At 32.2% G+C, this 19,446-nt stretch carries 16 protein-coding genes; 3 read left to right on the top strand and 13 right to left on the bottom strand.

Annotation, left to right across the window (positions count from 1 at the left end; translation table 11 throughout):
• Positions 1 to 57 precede the first annotated feature (57 nt).
• Together HA151_RS04115 and glpX are read right to left on the bottom strand one after the other, a co-directional pair.
• Positions 58 to 1,359, bottom strand: a complete 1,302-nt coding sequence (locus tag HA151_RS04115; protein WP_209106250.1) for a glutamyl-tRNA reductase — start codon at positions 1,357 to 1,359, stop codon at positions 58 to 60.
• A gap of 18 nt (positions 1,360 to 1,377) precedes the next feature.
• On the bottom strand, positions 1,378 to 2,379 hold the full coding sequence (gene glpX / locus HA151_RS04110; protein WP_209106249.1) for a class II fructose-bisphosphatase: 1,002 nt from the start codon (positions 2,377 to 2,379) through the stop codon (positions 1,378 to 1,380).
• A 187-nt stretch (positions 2,380 to 2,566) separates the two neighbouring features.
• On the opposite strand from glpX, the gene rpe reads away from it, so the two are divergent.
• A complete protein-coding gene (rpe, locus tag HA151_RS04105) occupies positions 2,567 to 3,322 on the top strand; it encodes a ribulose-phosphate 3-epimerase (protein WP_209106248.1) in 756 nt (251 codons plus the stop codon).
• 23 nt (positions 3,323 to 3,345) lie between these two features.
• Here rpe and ccsB read toward each other — a convergent pair whose 3' ends face one another.
• From ccsB to HA151_RS04080, 5 genes are all read right to left on the bottom strand, one after another.
• Positions 3,346 to 4,275 carry a c-type cytochrome biogenesis protein CcsB gene (gene ccsB, locus HA151_RS04100; protein ID WP_209106247.1) on the bottom strand — a complete coding sequence of 310 codons (930 nt, stop codon included), beginning with the start codon at positions 4,273 to 4,275 and terminating at the stop codon, positions 3,346 to 3,348.
• A gap of 112 nt (positions 4,276 to 4,387) precedes the next feature.
• Positions 4,388 to 5,116, bottom strand: a complete 729-nt coding sequence (gene lptB / locus HA151_RS04095) for an LPS export ABC transporter ATP-binding protein (RefSeq protein ID WP_209106246.1) — start codon at positions 5,114 to 5,116, stop codon at positions 4,388 to 4,390.
• A 94-nt stretch (positions 5,117 to 5,210) separates the two neighbouring features.
• On the bottom strand, positions 5,211 to 5,579 hold the full coding sequence (locus tag HA151_RS04090; RefSeq protein WP_209106245.1) for a DUF309 domain-containing protein: 369 nt from the start codon (positions 5,577 to 5,579) through the stop codon (positions 5,211 to 5,213).
• Between the two features lie 11 nt (positions 5,580 to 5,590).
• On the bottom strand, positions 5,591 to 7,387 hold the full coding sequence (gene typA / locus HA151_RS04085; protein ID WP_209106244.1) for a translational GTPase TypA: 1,797 nt from the start codon (positions 7,385 to 7,387) through the stop codon (positions 5,591 to 5,593).
• 135 nt (positions 7,388 to 7,522) lie between these two features.
• Complete coding sequence (locus tag HA151_RS04080) at positions 7,523 to 8,230, bottom strand: M15 family metallopeptidase (RefSeq protein WP_209106243.1); 708 nt, start codon at positions 8,228 to 8,230, stop codon at positions 7,523 to 7,525.
• 113 nt (positions 8,231 to 8,343) lie between these two features.
• Here HA151_RS04080 and chlP point away from each other — a divergent pair, with 113 nt between their 5' ends.
• The gene (gene chlP / locus HA151_RS04075) at positions 8,344 to 9,684 is read left to right on the top strand and encodes a geranylgeranyl reductase (protein ID WP_209106242.1); all 1,341 of its coding nucleotides are present in this window, start codon (positions 8,344 to 8,346) and stop codon (positions 9,682 to 9,684) included.
• On the opposite strand, the gene glyS is transcribed toward chlP, so the two are convergent.
• Positions 9,665 to 11,827, bottom strand: coding sequence for a glycine--tRNA ligase subunit beta (gene glyS / locus HA151_RS04070; RefSeq protein WP_209106241.1), 2,163 nt, complete (start codon positions 11,825 to 11,827; stop codon positions 9,665 to 9,667). The genes chlP and glyS overlap by 20 nt on opposite strands.
• 87 nt (positions 11,828 to 11,914) lie before the next feature.
• Between glyS and HA151_RS04065 the strand changes: the two genes are divergently transcribed.
• Positions 11,915 to 13,702 (top strand): NADPH-dependent assimilatory sulfite reductase hemoprotein subunit, encoded by a 1,788-nt coding sequence (locus tag HA151_RS04065; protein WP_209106240.1) that lies wholly within the window; start codon positions 11,915 to 11,917, stop codon positions 13,700 to 13,702.
• 3 nt (positions 13,703 to 13,705) lie between these two features.
• Here the strand turns inward: HA151_RS04065 and HA151_RS04060 are convergent, their stop codons facing one another.
• From HA151_RS04060 to rpsB, 5 genes are read right to left on the bottom strand one after another with little or no spacing between them, the layout of a single operon-like run.
• Positions 13,706 to 14,389 carry a M15 family metallopeptidase gene (locus HA151_RS04060; RefSeq protein WP_209106239.1) on the bottom strand — a complete coding sequence of 228 codons (684 nt, stop codon included), beginning with the start codon at positions 14,387 to 14,389 and terminating at the stop codon, positions 13,706 to 13,708.
• A 57-nt stretch (positions 14,390 to 14,446) separates the two neighbouring features.
• Entirely contained in the window at positions 14,447 to 16,903 is a 2,457-nt protein-coding gene (recG, locus tag HA151_RS04055; protein WP_209106238.1) for an ATP-dependent DNA helicase RecG, read from the bottom strand.
• A gap of 22 nt (positions 16,904 to 16,925) precedes the next feature.
• Positions 16,926 to 18,002: an adenylate cyclase gene (locus HA151_RS04050; protein WP_245151588.1), complete on the bottom strand. Its 1,077-nt coding sequence runs from the start codon at positions 18,000 to 18,002 to the stop codon at positions 16,926 to 16,928.
• Positions 18,003 to 18,011: 9 nt separating this feature from the next.
• Positions 18,012 to 18,668 (bottom strand): translation elongation factor Ts, encoded by a 657-nt coding sequence (gene tsf, locus HA151_RS04045; RefSeq protein WP_209106237.1) that lies wholly within the window; start codon positions 18,666 to 18,668, stop codon positions 18,012 to 18,014.
• A gap of 44 nt (positions 18,669 to 18,712) precedes the next feature.
• Positions 18,713 to 19,417 (bottom strand): 30S ribosomal protein S2, encoded by a 705-nt coding sequence (gene rpsB / locus HA151_RS04040; RefSeq protein WP_075487803.1) that lies wholly within the window; start codon positions 19,415 to 19,417, stop codon positions 18,713 to 18,715.
• Positions 19,418 to 19,446: the final 29 nt, after the last annotated feature.

Genomic DNA, 19,446 nt, shown 5'->3' with positions numbered 1-19,446 from the left:
AGGTATTTCGATAAATCACTAGAAAAACTTAATATAAATCGAAAAAAATTAGTAATTTTAATCCTCTTCTACCAAAGAAAACAATTTTTCAACGATTTTCAAAGAAACTTGTCTTTCTTCTCTTGACTGAGGACTTCTCAGCTTGGTAACAGGCGTGTGAAGTATTTTATTGATAATTCCCTTAGTAAGAGCTTCCACAACTTTTCTTTCTCGAGCCGAAAAATCTGGCCCCATCCTGCTAAGTGCTTTTTGCAATTCCTCTTTTCTAATCAACTCCAAATCTGATCTAAGTTTATTAATTACTGGAACCGCCTCTAAACTTGCCCACCATTCTAGAAAAATTATCATTTCTTCTTCTACTAAAGATTCCGCTTCCTTTGCTATTTTCTTTCTAAATTCTTGATTTCTTGAAACGACCTCTTGTAGGTCATCCACATCAAATGATTTTACAAATTCATGGTGTTTGACATCATTAGATATATTTCTAGGCACACCGATATCTATAAATTTAAGTTTATTACTCAAATTTAATTTTTCAATTTTAGCTAGATCAATTATTGGCTCTTCAGAAGCTGTACTTGTGAAAACAAGGGAACATATTGATATGCTTTCATCTAATTCGTTTAACCCCCTACAAACAATCTCTAAGTCAGGGAAGTCTAGAGCAAGATTTAATGCTCTTTCAATATTTCTATTAACAAGAATAAGTTTTTGACATCCTTTTGATTTTAAATGAGTTATTAGAAGCCTACTCATTCGTCCGGCACCAACTACAAGAACGTTCTCTGATTCCAAACTTACAAGAGTATCTAAACCCTTTTCTTGTCCAATTTTTAATTGAGCAAGTTCTACCGCTGCTGAACTTATTGATACGGCTCCAGTTCCTAAATTAGTTTCGGATCTTACTTTTTTACCTGTACTAACTGATTGAGTTAATAATCTATTAAGAATTGGTCCAGTGGATTGATTCTCTTGACCTAATCTCATCATTTTTTTTACTTGAGAAAGAATTTGTCCTTCCCCTAGAACGAGGCTATCGAGTCCTGCCGAGACTTTCATCAAATGCAAAACTGCTTCTTCCTGTCTAAAGCAAAAAAGATGTGGATTTAAATCTTCAAAAATAATTCCAGAATATTCTGATATGAATTCAGTAATGGATGAAATCCCAGTATTTTTATCCTTTACTAGCGCATATATTTCAAGCCTATTACAAGTACTTAAAATTGATACCTCCAGTATATCAGAGAAAGCTTTTAATGCCTTCAATGATTCTGTTATGGATTGGTCAGGAATACTTAACTTCTCACGCACTTCGACAGGTGCCGTGCGATGACTCAGTCCGACGACAACAATATGCATAAAATCAAAAGTGGATTTTTAAAGGCTGATACTCTTAGCACCATCTTTTATATGGACAGTATTTGTGAACCTTGCAGTACTATCTAATGTACTAATAACTAGACTACTTGTTCTAACACAATCTTTTTCAAATTTAACTCCGTCAAATAATAATCCATCAGTTATTCCACTTCCAGCGAAAACAACATTTTCCCCCGATGCTAATTCGTTAGCTTCATAGATTTTATCTATATCAGTTATGCCCATTTCATTAAGACGTTTTATATTGCCTTCTTTTGTGTAATCAGCCCATTCAGAGGTTTGAGCGATTGCTGGATCATAGACTAGTTGTCCTTGAAAGTGTCCGCCTAGAGCTCTCATCGCAGCGGCTGAAATAACACCCTCTGGAGCTGCACCTATACCCATCAAGCAATGTGTTCCAGTTCCTGCAAAACCACATGCAATTGCGGCTTGCACATCACCATCAGAAATCGGCTGCACTTTTGCACCACAGCCTCGAATCTCTTTAATTAAATCTTTATGCCTTGTTCTATCCATTACAACGACGGTTAATTCATCAATAGCAAGTTCCAAGCAATCACTGAGAATTTTCAAGTTTTCACTAGCCGAATTTCTGATATCTACCTTTCCTTTAGCAGCAGGAGGTGCCGCTAATTTGTTCATATAAAAATCAGGTGCATTAAAAAGACCACCTGTGTCTGAAGCTGCCAAAACAGCCATAGAGCCTCTTTGATTATTTGCACAAAGATTAGTTCCTTCACAAGGATCTACTGCAAAGTCAACCCCTGGACCACTTCCACTACCAACCTCTTCACCTATATAAAGCATAGGTGCTTCATCTCTTTCACCTTCTCCAATAACAATTTTCCCTTTCATTTCTATTTTGCCCATTCGCAATCTCATTGCTTCGACAGCTGCAGCATCAGCTTCATCTTTTTGACCAAGTCCTGTTAGTTTTGCTGATGCAATTGCTGCTTGCTCGACAACTTCGAGAATTTCTTGAATTAAAGTTTGATTCACAATTAAATTTTTGAGGATTTTCTAAAAGGTTTTGAGTATGATCTCACAAAAAACGTCATTTTTTATGAGAAATATTATGCTAGTAAGCTTTTTTAACTCTTTACAGCTGTTACTTTATCAGGCCGTGACTTGAAATTAGGAATAAACAACTAAATATAGTATCTTTATTAAATATTTTAAAAATTAAATGACTGAGTCAAATCAAACAAATTTAGCTGGTGTTAATAGGCCAATTCAAATAATTCCTTCAGTTTTACCAGCAGATTGGGCAAATATGGGTGCATGTGTGAAAGAGCTCGAGGAAGCTGGGGTAGATAGAATTCAATTTGATGTAATGGATGGTAATTTCGTACCAAATCTTACATTCGGTCCTGAAATGATTGCTGCATGCAGGAAATATTGCGATGTCCCTTTCGAAACTCAATTAATGGTAAGCCAATACAACTGTGAAACCATGCTTGAATCTTATGTAAACGCTACAAAAGGGGCTAATGGTGAACCAGGGGTGGTAATAGCTCATGCCGAAGCAAATATTCATTTGCATAGAGTTCTCGGAAAAATAAGAGATTTAGGAGGATCTCCTTCTGTTGCATTAAACCCTCATACTCCTTTTGAAATGATTAAAAATATTATGGATATGGTTGATCATGTTTTGGTTATGACAGTTAATCCAGGCTTTGGAGGACAAGCTTATATACCAACAATGCTTAATAAAATAAGAGAGATAAGAAACTTTATTATCGAAAAGAACTTAAATGTAGATATTGAAGTTGATGGGGGGATAAAAGCAAATTGGACTATTGCACAATGTGCCGATGCTGGTGCCAATTGTTTTATTGCAGGTAGTGGGATGTTTGCTTACCCAACATTAAAAGAGGGATGTGATGACTTGAGAAAAGTTGCAGAAGAAGCACAAAAAGGGAATGTTCTTTCAGAAACTTAATAAATATTCAGGGTGATTAAAAATCATCCAAAAATCCAGCCATAACTATGCAATCCTATTCCTAAGAAATTAACCCCTAAATAACATACTAAAACCACTAAAAAGCCTGTAGATGCTAATAATGCAGGTCTGCGGCCTTGCCAACCCTTGCTTATTCGCATATGCAGATAAGCAGCATAAAACAACCATGAGATAAATGCCCATGTTTCTTTTGGATCCCAACTCCACCATGTGCCCCAAGCCTCATTAGCCCAGACCGCACCAGAAATTAAACCGAGAGTTAAAAGAACAAAGCCGATTAATATAGAACGATAACTTAATGTATCTAATTCTTCTGAATGAGTAAATTCAATAGGTGCAACTAAATCATTTAAAGGATAGTTATTAGAAATTTTGAACCCCCCAATACCTGTTGAACTACTCCTAATTTGAAGCGGATTATTTTTATTTATGAATAAAACAGATACTGAGAGTAAAGAACCTATTATTAGTGCCGCATAACTAAGCATTACGACACTAACATGCATTACTAACCAACTAGATCTTAAAGCTGGAACCAAGTTGGATGATAATTTCAAATCATCAGGCAACACAAAGCAGGCAAAGGCCGCAGTCAGTAACTCAATAGGTATTGCAATTGAGGGAATTATTGGAGATTCGTATTCCCTTTCAATCAATAGTTGTCCCAATGTAATCCCCCAAGCAAGGAAATAAAGAGATTCATATAAATTGCTAATGGGAAAGTGTCCAGAAATTGACCACCTAAAAAGTAATTGTAACGATATTAATAAATTCACTAAAATTGTTAAGAGTCTTACAGTAAAGGAAGGTTTTTTTTTAAAAACTGCGACTAATGATATTGGTAAGTTAACTAATAAGAGATAAAACACTAAAAGACCCAAGACGGAAACTGGGTCGTATATTAAATTTTTAAAAAGATTATCTAGTATCATCCAAGAAATTAACCTGGTTTTAATATTTTAAGACAATCAAATAATAATTTAAATCATCCCTATATGAGTAAATCTTTAATAATAAAGTTTTAATTTATTTTGCAAAAAGATTTCAAAGTTTGAAATTTTCTCCTAAATAGTACTTCTTGACTATTGGATTATCAGCTAATTCACTTGATGATCCGTTAGCTAAAATTTTTCCCTCGCTTAATACATATGATTTGTTTGTAATTAAAAGGGTTTCCCTCACATTATGGTCTGTAATAAGAATCCCTACCCCGTCACTACTTAATTTAAGAATTAGTTTCTTTAAATCATTCACAGCCAGAGGATCGATCCCAGCAAAGGGTTCGTCTAATAACAAATATTTAGGTCCTTTTCTACCTACAGTGAGAGCCCTGGCTATTTCACATCTCCTCCTCTCTCCTCCAGAAAGTTGATAACCATAATTATCTACAAAATTATTCAAATTAAATTCATTTATTAGTTGTTCTCTTCTATTTCTAATTGCAGCTCTACTATATGATGAATTCTGCAAAGCCAAATCTATATTATCCTTAACAGTGAGGTCTCTAAATATACTCGCTTCTTGAGTTAAATAACCCAACCCAAGTCTTGATCTAATCGGGAGAGGGAGATTTGTTATATTTTTACCATTCATAAAAATTTCACCTTTATCAGGTTTTATATTCCCAACTGCAAGGTTAAATGTAGTAGTTTTCCCGGCACCGTTAGGTCCCATTAAACCTACAACCTCCCCTGGATTTACAGTTACTGAAACATCATTTACTATTAATCTTCCTTTAATTGAAAGAGATACATTATTAATTTTTAGGTTCATTTGCCTTGAGATCGATTAGTTTTCTTATTTTCTTTAAAAAAAAACGAAATAGTAAATATAAATTTAATTGAAGATAAAAATATGATCATATTCATCAAAGAAGTTTCAAAAAAGGCTTATCACTCTCATTTAAGAGCTCTTTATATTGTAATTTCCTCAATAAATTTTCCAAACATCGGCAGAAGGATTCAAGATCAATTCCTAAATTAATCTTGGTTCTAGTTTTTATCCTCCCTAAACCCTCTCCAAGCAAAATAGTAGCTCCATTTAAATTACCCTTACTTAAGTGAAACTGAGAAACAGATACTTGTAAAATTCCTTGGATAACTTGTCTTTCGTCACCATCAACGGAATTCCATATTTCTTCAAAAGCATCATGAGCCTCATACCATTCATGATTGTTAAAAAGTTTTAAAGCATTAAAAAGGGAATCTTTAAAGCTTTTTGTACTTTCTTCGTTCATGAAACTAATTATTAATTTTTTTTCTTTTTATTTATTTTTCTCATTCTTATCGAATCCGGTGTAACCTCTAGCATCTCATCTGGACCTATATATTCAAGTGCTCTTTCAAGTGTAATATCAACAGGCGACTGCAATGTATCAAGTTCCTCTGCACCTGCAGACCTCATGTTAGTCAACTGCTTAGTTTTACATATATTCAACTCGAGATCTTGAGGTCGATTATTCTCTCCAATTATCATTCCTTTATAAACTTTAACTCCAGGTTTAATAAAATAAACTCCCCTATCTTCAGCATTCTTTAATGCATAAAATGTAGCCACGCCTTCCTCAAAAGCTATAAGAACTCCATTCCTCCTAGTTTCAAAATCTCCTGTTTTGGGTTTATATTCATAAAAAGAGTGACTCATGATACCTTCACCTCTCGTTATACGAACAAATTCACCGCGAAATCCAATAAGTCCTCTTGATGGCACAAGAAATTCTAATTGAGTTCTCCCATCTGAACTTGTTTGCATGTTTTTCATTTCTGCTTTTCTTGATCCAAGTTTCTCTATACATGAACCAACGGATACTTCAGGCACATCTAAAACCAAAGTCTCAATAGGCTCACATTCAACATTATCAATTTCTCTAAAAATTACTTGAGGTTGTGAGATTTGAAACTCAAACCCCTCTCTTCTCATTGTTTCAATCAATATACCTAAATGTAATTCTCCTCTTCCTGAGACTGAAAATCTATCAGGAGAATCAGTTTCTTCGACCCTTAAGGCAACATTTGTTAAAAGTTCCCTTTCCAATCTATTTTTTAATTGTCTACTAGTAACAAATTTCCCTTCTTTACCCGCAAATGGAGAATCATTAACAACAAAAGTCATATTTAATGTAGGTTCATCAACTTTAATTAATGGAAGTGGATGGGGAGAATCGGGACATGCTATGGTCTCACCAATATTGACGTCATCGAAACCAGAAACGGCTACGATATCACCTGCGAATGCTTCATTTATATCAATCCTTTGTAATCCTTCGAATCCTAGAAGTTTACTAACTTTACCTTTAATAGTTTTTCCATTTTCTTTAATTAAACTAGCTTGTTGACCATTTTTTATAGTTCCATTATGAATTTTACCAATTACAATTCTGCCCAAGAAATCAGAATAGTCCAAAGTAGTTATTTGTAGCTGAAGAGGCTTATTTTCATCACCTACTGGAGGTGGAACATGTCTGATAATAGCTTCAAAAAGAGGCATCATATTGTCACTGTTAGATTCCATCTCTTCTTTTGCGAAACCAGATAGGCCGCTTCCAAAAAGATAAGGGAAATCACACTGATCATCATCAGCTCCTAATTCCAGAAACAAATCCAGTACTTTATCAATTGCTATTTCTGGTACTACTCTTGGTCTATCAATTTTATTTACAAAAACTATAGGCCTAAGTCCTTTTTCTAATGCTTTTTTTAAAACAAATCTTGTTTGAGGCATAGGTCCCTCATTTGCATCAACGATAAGCAGACAACCATCAACCATTCCCAAAACCCTCTCGACTTCTCCTCCAAAATCTGCATGTCCTGGTGTATCTATAATGTTAATTCTGGTATCTTTGTAGTTAACTGCAGTATTTTTTGAAAGTATTGTTATTCCTCTTTCTCTTTCAAGATCATTTGAATCCATTACACATGTAGGAATGACTTCATTGTCTCTAAATATTCCTGATTGAGATAACAATGCATCAACAAGAGTTGTTTTCCCATGATCTACATGGGCAATAATTGCGACATTCCTAATTTCTTTTATCGTAGATGACATTTATAAGATTTATATAAATAGTTGATTGACTTTATTAAGGCTAACTCAAAGAATGCTTATTATGAGAATTTTCTCTTTAAGACTTTGAAAAACATAATCATATTGAACAATTTAATTAATGAATTAGGTTAATGACTATCTATTTGAACTTTCAAAAACTTTTAAAGCTTCAATTGATCCCTCATATCTCCAATGCCAAGGTTCATAATCTATATATTTATTATCTTTGGAGAACGATAACTTAAAGTGAAATTTAGCGGCATTCTTCATTAACCATTTAAAGGCGTCAGTATTTTCGAATTCGGTCTCAAAGTCTGTTTCTCTTTGGGTAGCATCACCAATATCAATTGCAAATCCAGTACTATGTTCAGAATAGCCCGGGGGTGCTGAAACCCTAGCTCTTTCTGCAGCTTCTTGATTTCTAAAAGATTTTAAGGAATAGAAGATTTCATTTTGCAAATTTATTGATCTATATCCACTCAAGAAAACTAAGTATATCCCGTCCTTTTTTGCTTCGGCTCTCATCTTTAATAAAGAATCACGCATATCAATATGAACTTCAATATTTGGCTCAATAAAAACTAATTTCTCCTTAGAAATTTCAGCATAGGGTAAATGGCCCAAAATTCTATGGTCATGATTTATTTGAGCCTGAAAATTGAGGTTGCGGAGAGATCCTATTTCTATATTTCTAACTAAACGCAATGCAAAGATAGCAAAAAGGAAGAAAAGAAATGGAGAAATTATTAATAATTTTTTTAAAAATATTGAGTTGGAATTATCTAAGTAGATTCTTTTGGCTTGAGGTAAATCAAATTGATTTAGATCTTTGTTTTGTTCCAATATTTAGAGAAGAATTTGGAAAACATATTTCGATATTAACTATTATTTTAAGAAATGCACTTTTATAAGCAAAAAAGATGTAGCTTTTATATACAGTATTATTTTTTTTTCGTATGTTGAGGGTAGCTGTTATTGGAGGAGGTCCAAGTGGATCATGTGCTGCAGAAATACTTGCTAAAGCTGGTATAAAAACTTGGCTCTTCGAGAGAAAATTAGATAATGCGAAACCATGTGGAGGAGCTATTCCTCTTTGTATGGTAGAAGAATTTAATTTACCTGAATCAATTATTGATAGAAAAGTAAGGCATATGAGAATGATATCTCCATCAAATAGAGAGGTAGATATAAGTCTAGATAGAGTTTATGGGAAAAGCGACAATGAGTTTATTGGGATGTGCAGAAGGGAGGTTATGGATGCTTTTATGCGTAATAGAGCATCAGACCTTGGGGCCACACTAATTAATGGACTAGTTACTTCTATTGATACTGGCAATAATAATCAAGGGCCATACAAACTCTCCTATTCTGACTTTACGAATGGAGACAAGAAAGGGGAACTTAAGGAGCTTACTGTTGACCTTTTAATCGGAGCTGATGGAGCCAATAGCAGAGTAGCAAAAGCAATGGATGCAGGGGATTACAAAGTCGCTATTGCATTTCAGGAGAGAATTAAACTACCTAAACAAGAGATGAGTTACTACGAAGATCTTGCTGAAATGTACGTCGGTACTGATGTTTCTCCAGATTTTTATGGGTGGGTATTTCCTAAATATGATCATGTTGCAGTGGGTACTGGAACCATGCAAAAGAATCAGTCATTAATTAAAGGACTTCAAGAGGGAGTAAGGAATAGGGCAAAGAAAAGACTTGTTAATGGTGAAGTAATAAAGGTAGAAGCACATCCTATCCCTGAGCATCCAAGACCAAGAAGAGTTGTCGGTAGAATGGCTTTGGTTGGTGATGCAGCTGGTTATGTTACGAAGAGTTCTGGAGAGGGTATTTATTTTGCTGCAAAGAGTGGAAGAATGTGTGCTGAAGAAATTGTTCAGGCATCAAAAAACGGTCAAGTAATTCCGTCAGAAAAAGATTTAAAAAACTATCTTAAAAAATGGGATAAAAAATATGGAACAACTTATAAGGTACTAGAAATACTTCAAAATATTTTCTATAGAAATGATTCTGCGAGAGAAGCCTTTGTTGAAATGTGTGATGACATGGATGTACAAAGACTTACTTTTGATAGTTACTTATACAAAAAAGTTGTATCCATGAAACCTTTGCAGCAGCTTAAAATTACGATGCTTACACTTGGTTCGATTTTAAGAGGGAAAGCCCTAGCACCCCTAAAATATAAACCCGTTGATAGTGCTGTTAGGGAAAATAAAGAAGTAGAAAAAATGCTAGAAAATTATTCAATAAAGGGAGGAATTAAAGTTAAGAGTTCAAAAGTGTAAAGTCAGCTATTTTAAGAGAATAATTTCTAATTAAGCTCAACAAATTGAGTCTATTATTTCTTATTTTTAAATCCTCTGACATTATGAGGACTCCCTTTTTATTATCAAATAAATCCTCGATGGTGTTTACATTTTTCTCAAACAAATTTAAAAGTTCCAAATAATTGCAATAATCTTCTGAAAAAAGTTTTTCTAATTCTCCAATAAATTCAAAAACTTTCAATTCACAATCTTTTTCAAAAAGTTTTGTGTTTACATAATCTCCTGCTGAGAGAACGTCTCTTGAAAGATAACTATTATTTGCTAATTTGCTTACCCTAGTAATTACCTTTTGGATCTTAACAAAATTATCCTTTTCGTTAAAATTGATAATAGATTTAATCCTATTTTTAAGATCAACAATATTCAATACTCTTTTTTGAGATAATTCATTAGAAGAGCAAACGGCCTTTATTAATTCTTTACTTAGTGACATTTCTTCTAGATGACTAACAATTCTTTGAATTAAAAATTCATTTAAATCATTAAATACTGTTTCTCTTGAGAAGTTTAAATTCGGAAATACGATTTTCCAAAAATCAATAAGTTCGTTGAATAATTTATCTAAAGGTAAATCAAGTTCATAATCCCAAATTATTTTAATCACTCCATTCAAATTTCTTCTTAAAGCATAAGGATCAGATGATCCACTAGGACGTTTACCAGAAATAAATATACTTATTAAAGTTTCAACCTTATCTGCTATGGAAACTATTGCACCATATTTTGTGGATGGCAAAGCATCTTTATAAAAAGAAGGTAAATAATGTTCAGCGACAGCTAAGCAAACATCCTCAATAAATCCCTCATTTTTAAGATATTTACCACCCATTATTCCTTGCAGCTCAGGGAATTCGAAAACAATTTCGCTACATAAGTCGTTTTTACAGAATCTAGCGGCTTCTATTATTTTTGTTTCTTCTATAGATTTATCATTTAAAAACTTAAGAATTGTTTTAGCAACTACCTCTATCCTTTCTACCCTCTGAAATATATTTCCAAGTCCTTTCAAATATGAAACGGATTTAAGCTTTTCATTTCTATTGATTGAGGCAACTTTTTTGTCACTTTCTACGAAAAATTTTGCATCTGAAAACCTTGCCCTTAATACTTTCTCATTACCTTTGGCAATATTATTATTTGATTCTTCCAGACCATTTGAAATAAGGCAGAAAGTTGTACTAATATTTTTTTCAGAGCTTAAATCTAGTTTAGAAAAACTTTCGTTTTTCAAAAAAAGAGGAACGTATCTCTGATGATTTTTCATGACTGTTGAGAGAACTTCAACCGGAAGATCTAGAAATTCATCACTAAATTTGCCAATAATTAACTCTGGCCATTCAACCAAATCAGTTAGTTCATTTAGTAATCCTTCTGAAAGGTCAGGTTTCAGATTTAAAGATTTGGATGCCTGATTTATTAAACTTTCAATTTTTTCTTTTCTTTCATTTCGAATAGCCATTACTCTATTTCGTTTCAATAATTCAAAAAAATCATCAAGATTCTGAACTTCTAAAACTTCATTGATTAGCCTATGACTTTTTGTTTTATTACTTATTTTGATCTTTGGATCACATTCATCAAGTTCAAAATCAAGAATTTCTTCATTATAAACAGAGGCAATCCACCTAATAGGTCTTGAAAATTTCATGTTCCCAGCCCCCCATTTCATAAATCGAGGGCCTTGAAGACTCTTTACTAATTTTGGGATAATCGAAGACAAAGAAATTTTTGTTGATAATCCTTTCTCAACTTTCTTTCCAAATACAAAATCACCCTTTTCTGTATTTTTTATTTGTAGCTCACCTACATCTATATCTAAGCTATTAGCAAATCCTAAAGCAGCATTAGTAGGACATCCATTTAAATAAGCTGAATTTGCTTTAGGCCCTTTTCTTTCTATTATCTTATCTTCTGCATAATCAACTAAACCTTCGAGAAGAAGCACTATTCTCCTTGGTGTGGAGGTAACAACTATATGTTCGAATTTGATTAACTTTTTATCCAATTCAAATTCTATTAGAGATTTAAATTGCTTTAGAACAGAATGAGAAAATTTTGCAGGCAACTCTTCTGTTCCTATCTCAAGTAAATATTTAGACAAGAAAAAAATATGACTTCACTTACTATAATTTACTACCAGTTAAATAAGCTTTTCGCTAATGTATAAAAAGAGATATGTTTTGGTCCTTTGATCAAGGTTGAGAAAGTAAAAAAGAAAAAAGATTCTGCAAATGAAGAGACTGTTTGTTTAGCAAATGGACTAGAAGTTTCTAAATTTGAGAATTTCAAAAAAAGTAGCCAATTTCTTAAGGAACCACTTGCTACGGAATTAGTTAATGAAAGTGATCATTTTACTAATGATGCAGTTCAGTTATTAAAATTTCATGGTAGTTATCAACAAGATAACAGGGAAAATAGAAGGCCGGGCAAAAGTAAAGATTGGCAAATGATGCTTAGGTTAAGAAATCCAGGTGGTGAAGTTCCTGGGAAATTATTTTTAGCATTAGATGAATTATCTGAGAAACTAGGTAATGGAACACTTAGGGCCACTACAAGACAAGCCTTTCAAATGCATGGAATCAGAAAGGAGAACCTAAAGGAAGTAATTCAAACAATAGTAAATTCAATGGGCTCTACATTAGCTGCATGTGGAGACATAAATAGAAACGTTATGGCTCCTGCAGCTCCATTTGATTCACCAGACTATAATATTGCAAGAGCATTGGCAAAAAAAGTTGCAGATCTTCTCACCCCAATGGCTGGCCAAGGCACTTTTTTAGAACTTTGGGCTGATGGAGATTTAGAGTACACCATAAAGCCTGACAAAGATATTGAAGCAATTAGGAAGCTCCAATTTAAAGATAATGTTTTTAGTGGGATAAAAGATGAGCCTCTTTATGGTTCAACTTATTTGCCGAGAAAATTCAAATGTGCCGTGACAGTTCCTGGGGACAATTCTGTTGATCTTCTTACCAATGACATAGGAATAGTTGCCTTTACTTCTAGAGATGGAAACTTAGAAGGGTGCAATTTTTATGTTGGAGGTGGCATGGGTCGCACACATAATAATGAGGAGACCTTCGCCAGAATTGCAGATCCACTTGGATATGTTGAAGAACCTGATGTTTATGAATTAATACAAAGCATTGTGGCTATTCAAAGAGATTATGGTGATAGAAAATCAAGAAAAAATTCGAGAATGAAATATCTCCTTCATAGAAAAGGTATTAAATGGTTCAAAAAGATACTTTCTGACAAGTATTTCAAAAAAGAAATTAAAAAAATCAGAAAAGAACCTGATAAAGTTCTTATTGATTACCTAGGTTGGCATAAACAAAATAAAACCTCCCATTTTGTAGGTTTACCGTTATTATCAGGTAGATTATCTGGAGAGAAGAAGAATACCATCACAAGTATCGTTAAAAAATATAATTTAGATTTAAGACTCACACCTAATCAAGATATTTTACTTTGTAATATCGCCAATAAAAACAAAGGTGAAATTCAAAAATCTCTATCAAAAATTGGATACGAAAATTTAGAAAACATTAATGAAATTCAAAGACACGCTTTAGCTTGTCCTGCTTTACCTCTTTGTGGTCTTGCAATGACTGAAGCTGAAAGAATATTACCTGATGTACTAAAAAGAATTGAAAATTTACTATTAGATCTAAAAATACAAAAGACAATATTATTCAGAATGACAGGATGTCCGAATGGATGTACCAGGCCTTACATGGCCGAATTAGCACTTGTTGGAAGTGGGCAAAACAAATACCAATTATGGTTGGGGGGAAGTAAAAATCTACAAAGGCTTGCTAAACCATTTTTACAAAGAATGGAACTCAACGATTTAGAAAAAACTCTTCAACCATTATTTGATAATTGGAAGAGTAATTTGGATTTGGATTTCGGAGATTTCATAAATACTCAAGATGAAAATTATATATTGAATTTACTAAATGAAAATCAATAGATTTTAAATTTTTCCATAAAGGGCATTTGCTTTTTTATTTTTCCAAGCCCATAATTGATCACCATAACTAAAATGCCACCATTCATTAGGATGTTGAGCAAATCCGAATTTAGTCATAATTTCCCTTAATAAATTTCTTCTACCATTCCAAATAATTGCGTCTTCATTCTTTATGTTTGCATAAAAATAAGGATTTGAGGTCTCATCCATTTGATCAACCATGCTTCCCATTTCAACAAGATTTCCGTCTTTATCTGATAAACAAACATCCAATGCACCCCCAGTTGAATGAGGGGGAGGACACCTAGTGTCATAAGAAGGATATGCCCAAAATTTTTCAACTTTTTTTAAAATGGATGGATAAGATTTTATATTTTCAAAAGAAATATTCATATTGGATTTTTCACACTCTAATAAAAATGCTCTTTTAAACATAAATTCCTGGACTTCTAAAGGTCGCCAACTGTCATAAATTAAAAGGTTAAAACTACTCTTTGATATCAAATAATCATTTACTTTTACTAATCTATTTACGACCTCCTCTCTTAATTTCCAAATAGAAGTTTTATCTTTATAAGGTGCTCCCAAATGAGAGTAAGGATGGGGATCTAAAAACTTTAGGCAGCCAGGTATAGCTATTAATTTATCTCCATTATCTTTAATTGGTATTTTATTCCAAATTTTCAATTGAAATTTGCAATTGATTTATAGTGGCATATATATCAAAAATTACAATGATATTTTTCAATTTAAGAAATCATGAATGAATTTATTATCAGAATTATCAACAAGTATATTCCTTAAAACAATATTTTCTTTTAAATCAGGATCATCACTAACAATCTTATTAGCCTCTTCACGAGCCTTATCAATAAGAAATTTATTATTAGGTAAATTGTCCAGTACAAAATCAGGCAATCCGGATTGTCTATATCCTAAAATCTGGCCTGGTCCTCTAAGCTCCAAGTCTTTTTCAGCAATATAAAAGCCATCATTAGATTTTTGCAAAACGCGAAGTCGTTTATTTTCTAATCCATGTTTATCAGGGGTTACCAGATAACAAAAAGATTTTGTTGATCCTCTACCAACTCTCCCCCTTAATTGATGTAGCTGGGACAACCCAAATCTCTCCGAATTATAAATAATCATAATTGTGGCGTTAGGCACATCAATGCCAACCTCAATTACTGTGGTTGAAACTAATATATTAATTTCATTCTTTAAAAAAGAATTAATTACTTCATTCTTTTCTTGTGAACTTAATTTGCCATGTAATAAACCAACTTTTTTGTTAAAAAAGACCTCTTCTGATAAATGTTTGAATGTTTTCTTTGCGGAGCTTAAATTCATTTTTTCTGAATCTTCTATAAGTGGCAAAATCACATAAGCTTGCTTTCCCTTATTGATCTCATCTTCAACAATCTTGAACAAGTTAGTTAAATCGTCTTCTGAAATTATTTTAGTTGTAATAGGAACTCTCCCAGGAGGGAGTTCTGTAATTTGACTCACATCTAAATCACCATAAATAGAAAGCGCAAGAGTTCTTGGAATTGGCGTTGCTGTCATTGATAACAAGTTAGTATTTTCTCCTTTATTTAATAATCTATTTCTTTGAGTGACTCCAAATCTATGTTGTTCATCAATTACGACCATGCCTAATGCATTAAAGATGACTTTATCCTCAAATAATGCATGAGTACCTACGAGGATATCAACTAAACCATTGTTCAAATTAGAAAAAATTTCTTTTCTCTTTTTTTGAGGAGTATTCCCAGTAAGTAGTTCGACAGAAACTAAAAGGGGATTCAAAAATTTTAATAAATTTTTGTAATGCTGTTCTGCTAATACCTCAGTTGGGACCATAAATGCACCTTGCAGATTTTTTTCAACGACTAGTAAAAGAGACGCTATTGCAATTATAGTTTTACCGCTTCCCACATCTCCCTGAAGCAATCTAGACATTGGGACGGGACGAGATAAATCTTTCTTAATTTCATTTAAAACATTTTCTTGTGATTTTGTTAATTCAAAAGGAAAAGTATTTAAAAATTCTTTTAATAAAGATTTCTTTTGAGGTAATTTTCGGGAAATTACATTTTTATTAGTCTTTCGTTTTCTAAGTAGGAACTTTATTTGAAGTAGGAATAACTCATCAAAAACCAAACGTTTTTTTGACTCAATTAGTGCCTGTTGAGTTGGTGGGAAATGAATATTAATCAAAGACTCTCCTTTTGATAATAAAGATAATGAATCAAGTTGTTTTTTATTTAAAATTTCTGGATATTGCTTTGCATAAATTAGTACCTTTTTCATAAGTTTTATAAAACTCATATTTGATAATGTTTCACCTATTGAATACAAGGGTAATATTTTTCCTGAGAAATTAAAATTATCGTTGTTATCCTTAAGAATTTCAATCTGCGGATCTACAAAAGTTTTGCCATACTCTGTCAATTTAACCTTACCGGAAATTGCTAATTTGGTTCCAGGAGTATACAAAGATTTTTGAGATGTGAAGAAGGAGTAAGATCTAAATCTTCTTCCTAAAAAAAATTTTGTAACCTTTATTGAAGACGTTTCATCAGAAACTAAAATATTCATTATTGATAAATTATTATTTTTTTTACTCTTATGGATATAAAATCTTTTAACGTTTCCGATGCAGGTGTATAAATTATCTGGTTTTAAATTTATTATCTTGACTCTATTCGTATAGTCTAGATATGTTCTTGGGAAATAATTAATTAGATCTTTTATATGAAATATCCCTAATTCATTAAGCTTATTTGTATAAACTTTTCCAACATTTTTTATTAATGAAATATCTGAATTAAAAGACAAATTTGAATCAGCTTTATTAAGAAAAACATTATTAGAAATATTATTAGAACTTTCTTTTTCTAGAGTTTTACTTAGTTTATAAAGATTTTTTCTTGTATCTATAATTAACCTTTTTCTTTGATTTTCATCTAATTTATTATATTCATTATATTTTTTCGAAAATTCATAAAATATCCTTAAATATTCGTCTGAGAGATTTAGATTATCTAGTTTTTTTAATGATTCATGCAAATAATCATTAAAATATTTTTCTCTTCCTAAAGTATTAATGAATTTGTTTTCAGTTTCAATAGTAAGAGATTTTTGAAGAGGTCTTATCCAATCTTTAATTAATTTATTTTTATTCCCGCTAATAGTCACACCTGAAAAAAGATTTGTTTTTTCAACGTATCTTATTCAAAGTTATTTCTTTTTGCCTCCAGTATTTCTCTTTTTTAATCAAACGCTGAAATTGATTTTTTAGCTCATTTATTTTATTCCTTTGAATAGAAAGATTTAAATTTTTAAACTCTAACTCAACAGTAGATATATAGAAGAAAATAATACTTTGAAGATTAACATCGTTTGATGATGACTGATTTATATTGAATTCGAAATTAATAATAAAAGGTTGTGGGTGTTTTAGCATCAATTTTTTGCCTACTAAGTATAAAAAGGAATCTTTAGATATCATCTTTTTTATTAAATTGGCCTTAAATAATTCTTGGTTAATCTCATGTGAAAGATTCAATAGTACATTTTCCAATGACTTATCTATTAAATCAAAATTTTTAAAATTTTGATATTTGGGTGAAATATCCATTTGATTGATATTGTCTTTTTCTGAATATCTTGATTTTTCGATCTTCCCTTCATCTATTAATTCAAGTAGAGAGGAAACAAATTGTTTTTCAATTCCTATATTTTCAAAAATATTGTTATTTGATAAATTATTATTTTGATAATTATTATCTAAATCAAGTAATACTAATTCCTCAAAATTATCAGCTTGATAATATCCAGAAGTATTAGAAATATCTTTATTAATCTGGAACTTAATAGGCTCTTCTAATTGAAAACCATCTTCATAATGAAATTTTGATTTTTGATCAATCTTTGTTTTTAAGGATCTTTCTAAGGTCTTAAAATCAAATTCCTTATTTTTGTTTTTCTCAATTTCACATATTTTTAATTGTTCTACTGTTAAAAAAGGCAGATAATTACAGATTAATTTACTTATTTTTTTTTCAAAGAAGCAAAAAAATTCATTTTCATTTAAGGAATTATTATTAATTGTTGGATAATTATATATTTCGTTAAGCCCTTTTTCTATCGAAACATAAAGAAGATCTCTAACGAGATTAAAATATAATTCATATTCTCTATGGATATTGCGAATTAATTTTCTTTTTTTTATGTCTGCTCTCTCTAATTGAGAATTAATTTCATCAATATTTAAGTAATTATTGAAATTATTCAAATTATTAAACTAGTTTGATTGCATTGATGCAACCTCTTCAGCGAAGTCCATCTGATTTTTTTCAATACCTTCACCTAACGTATACCTTGTAAAACGTCTTACTTTGATATTTTCCCCAATTTTTGCAGCTGCTTGTTTAACGAGATCCTCAACAGTAAGAGAACTATCTTTAATATAAGGTTGTGAAAGCAAAACCAGCTCATTAAGTCTTTTCGCTATTCTCCCTTCAACTATTTTTTCTTTAATTTGTTCTGGTTTTCCTGATAAATCATCTCTCCCCATTTCAATCTGCTTTTCTTTCTCTACAACATCTTTTGGTATTTCATCAACTGAAACATACTCAACATTTGGACAGGCTGCTACCTGCATTGAAACATCCTTCAACAGCGATTGAAATATATCACCTCTAGCGACGAAATCTGTTTCACAATTCAACTCTAGTAGAACTCCAACTCTTGATCCAGTATGAATATAACTACCAATTGAGCCTTCAGCCGCAACTCTTCCTGATTTCTTTTCAGCACTAGCAATGCCTTTCTTTCTTAACCATTCCAAAGCTTTATCGACATTTCCGTCAGTTTCATTAAGTGCTTTTTTGCAATCCATCATTCCCGCGCCAGTCTTATCTCTAAGATCTTTTACAAGTTTTGCTGTAATGTTTCCCATTTGAATTAATAAAAAATAGTAATTAGTGAATTTTAAATTGAAATTTAATTTTTTCTTTCAGAATTAGAACCTTTTCTGCCCTCATTTATAGCATCTGCAAGTCTTCCTAAAATAAGTTGCACAGATCTAACTGCATCATCGTTACATGGAATTGGGACTTCACACAAGTCAGGATCACAGTTTGTATCCAGCATTGATACTAGTGAGATATCTAATTTCCTAGCTTCAAGTACTGCATTAGATTCTCTTCTCTGATCAACCAAAACAACTACGTCTGGTAATCTTCTCATACCCTTGAGTCCGCCCAAGTATTTTTGTAGTCTTTCAAGTTCTCTCCTTAAAACTGCAGCTTCTTTTTTAGGCCTCATTGCTATTGAGCCACTACTTTCCATTCTTTCAAGATCCTTTAATCTTTCAATCCTAGCTTTCATTGTGGTCCAATTAGTCAACATCCCTCCAAGCCATCTTTGATTTACATATGCAGCCCCACATCTAGTAGCTTCCTGAGCCACTACATCTGATGCTTGTTTTTTTGTGCCGACAAATAGGAAACGTTTACCACTTTTTGCAGCGTTTCTGGTCCATTTATACGCATTGTTCATACACAATGCCGTTTTTACGAGATCAATAATATGAACTCCATTTCTCGCGCAATATATATACTTAGACATCTTGGGATTCCAACGTCTAGTTTGATGCCCAAAATGAGCACCAGCTTCCATCATTTCAGATAGTGATACAACAGCCATAATTTAAAAAGGGGTTTCGGGTTGGCCTC

It is taken from the genome of Prochlorococcus marinus XMU1419, from assembly GCF_017695955.1.
GTDB classification, from domain to species: Bacteria; Cyanobacteriota; Cyanobacteriia; order PCC-6307; family Cyanobiaceae; genus Prochlorococcus_A; species Prochlorococcus_A marinus_AD.
Note: the sequence above shows the minus strand (reverse complement) of the source record. Positions and strands in the feature narration are given on the sequence as shown.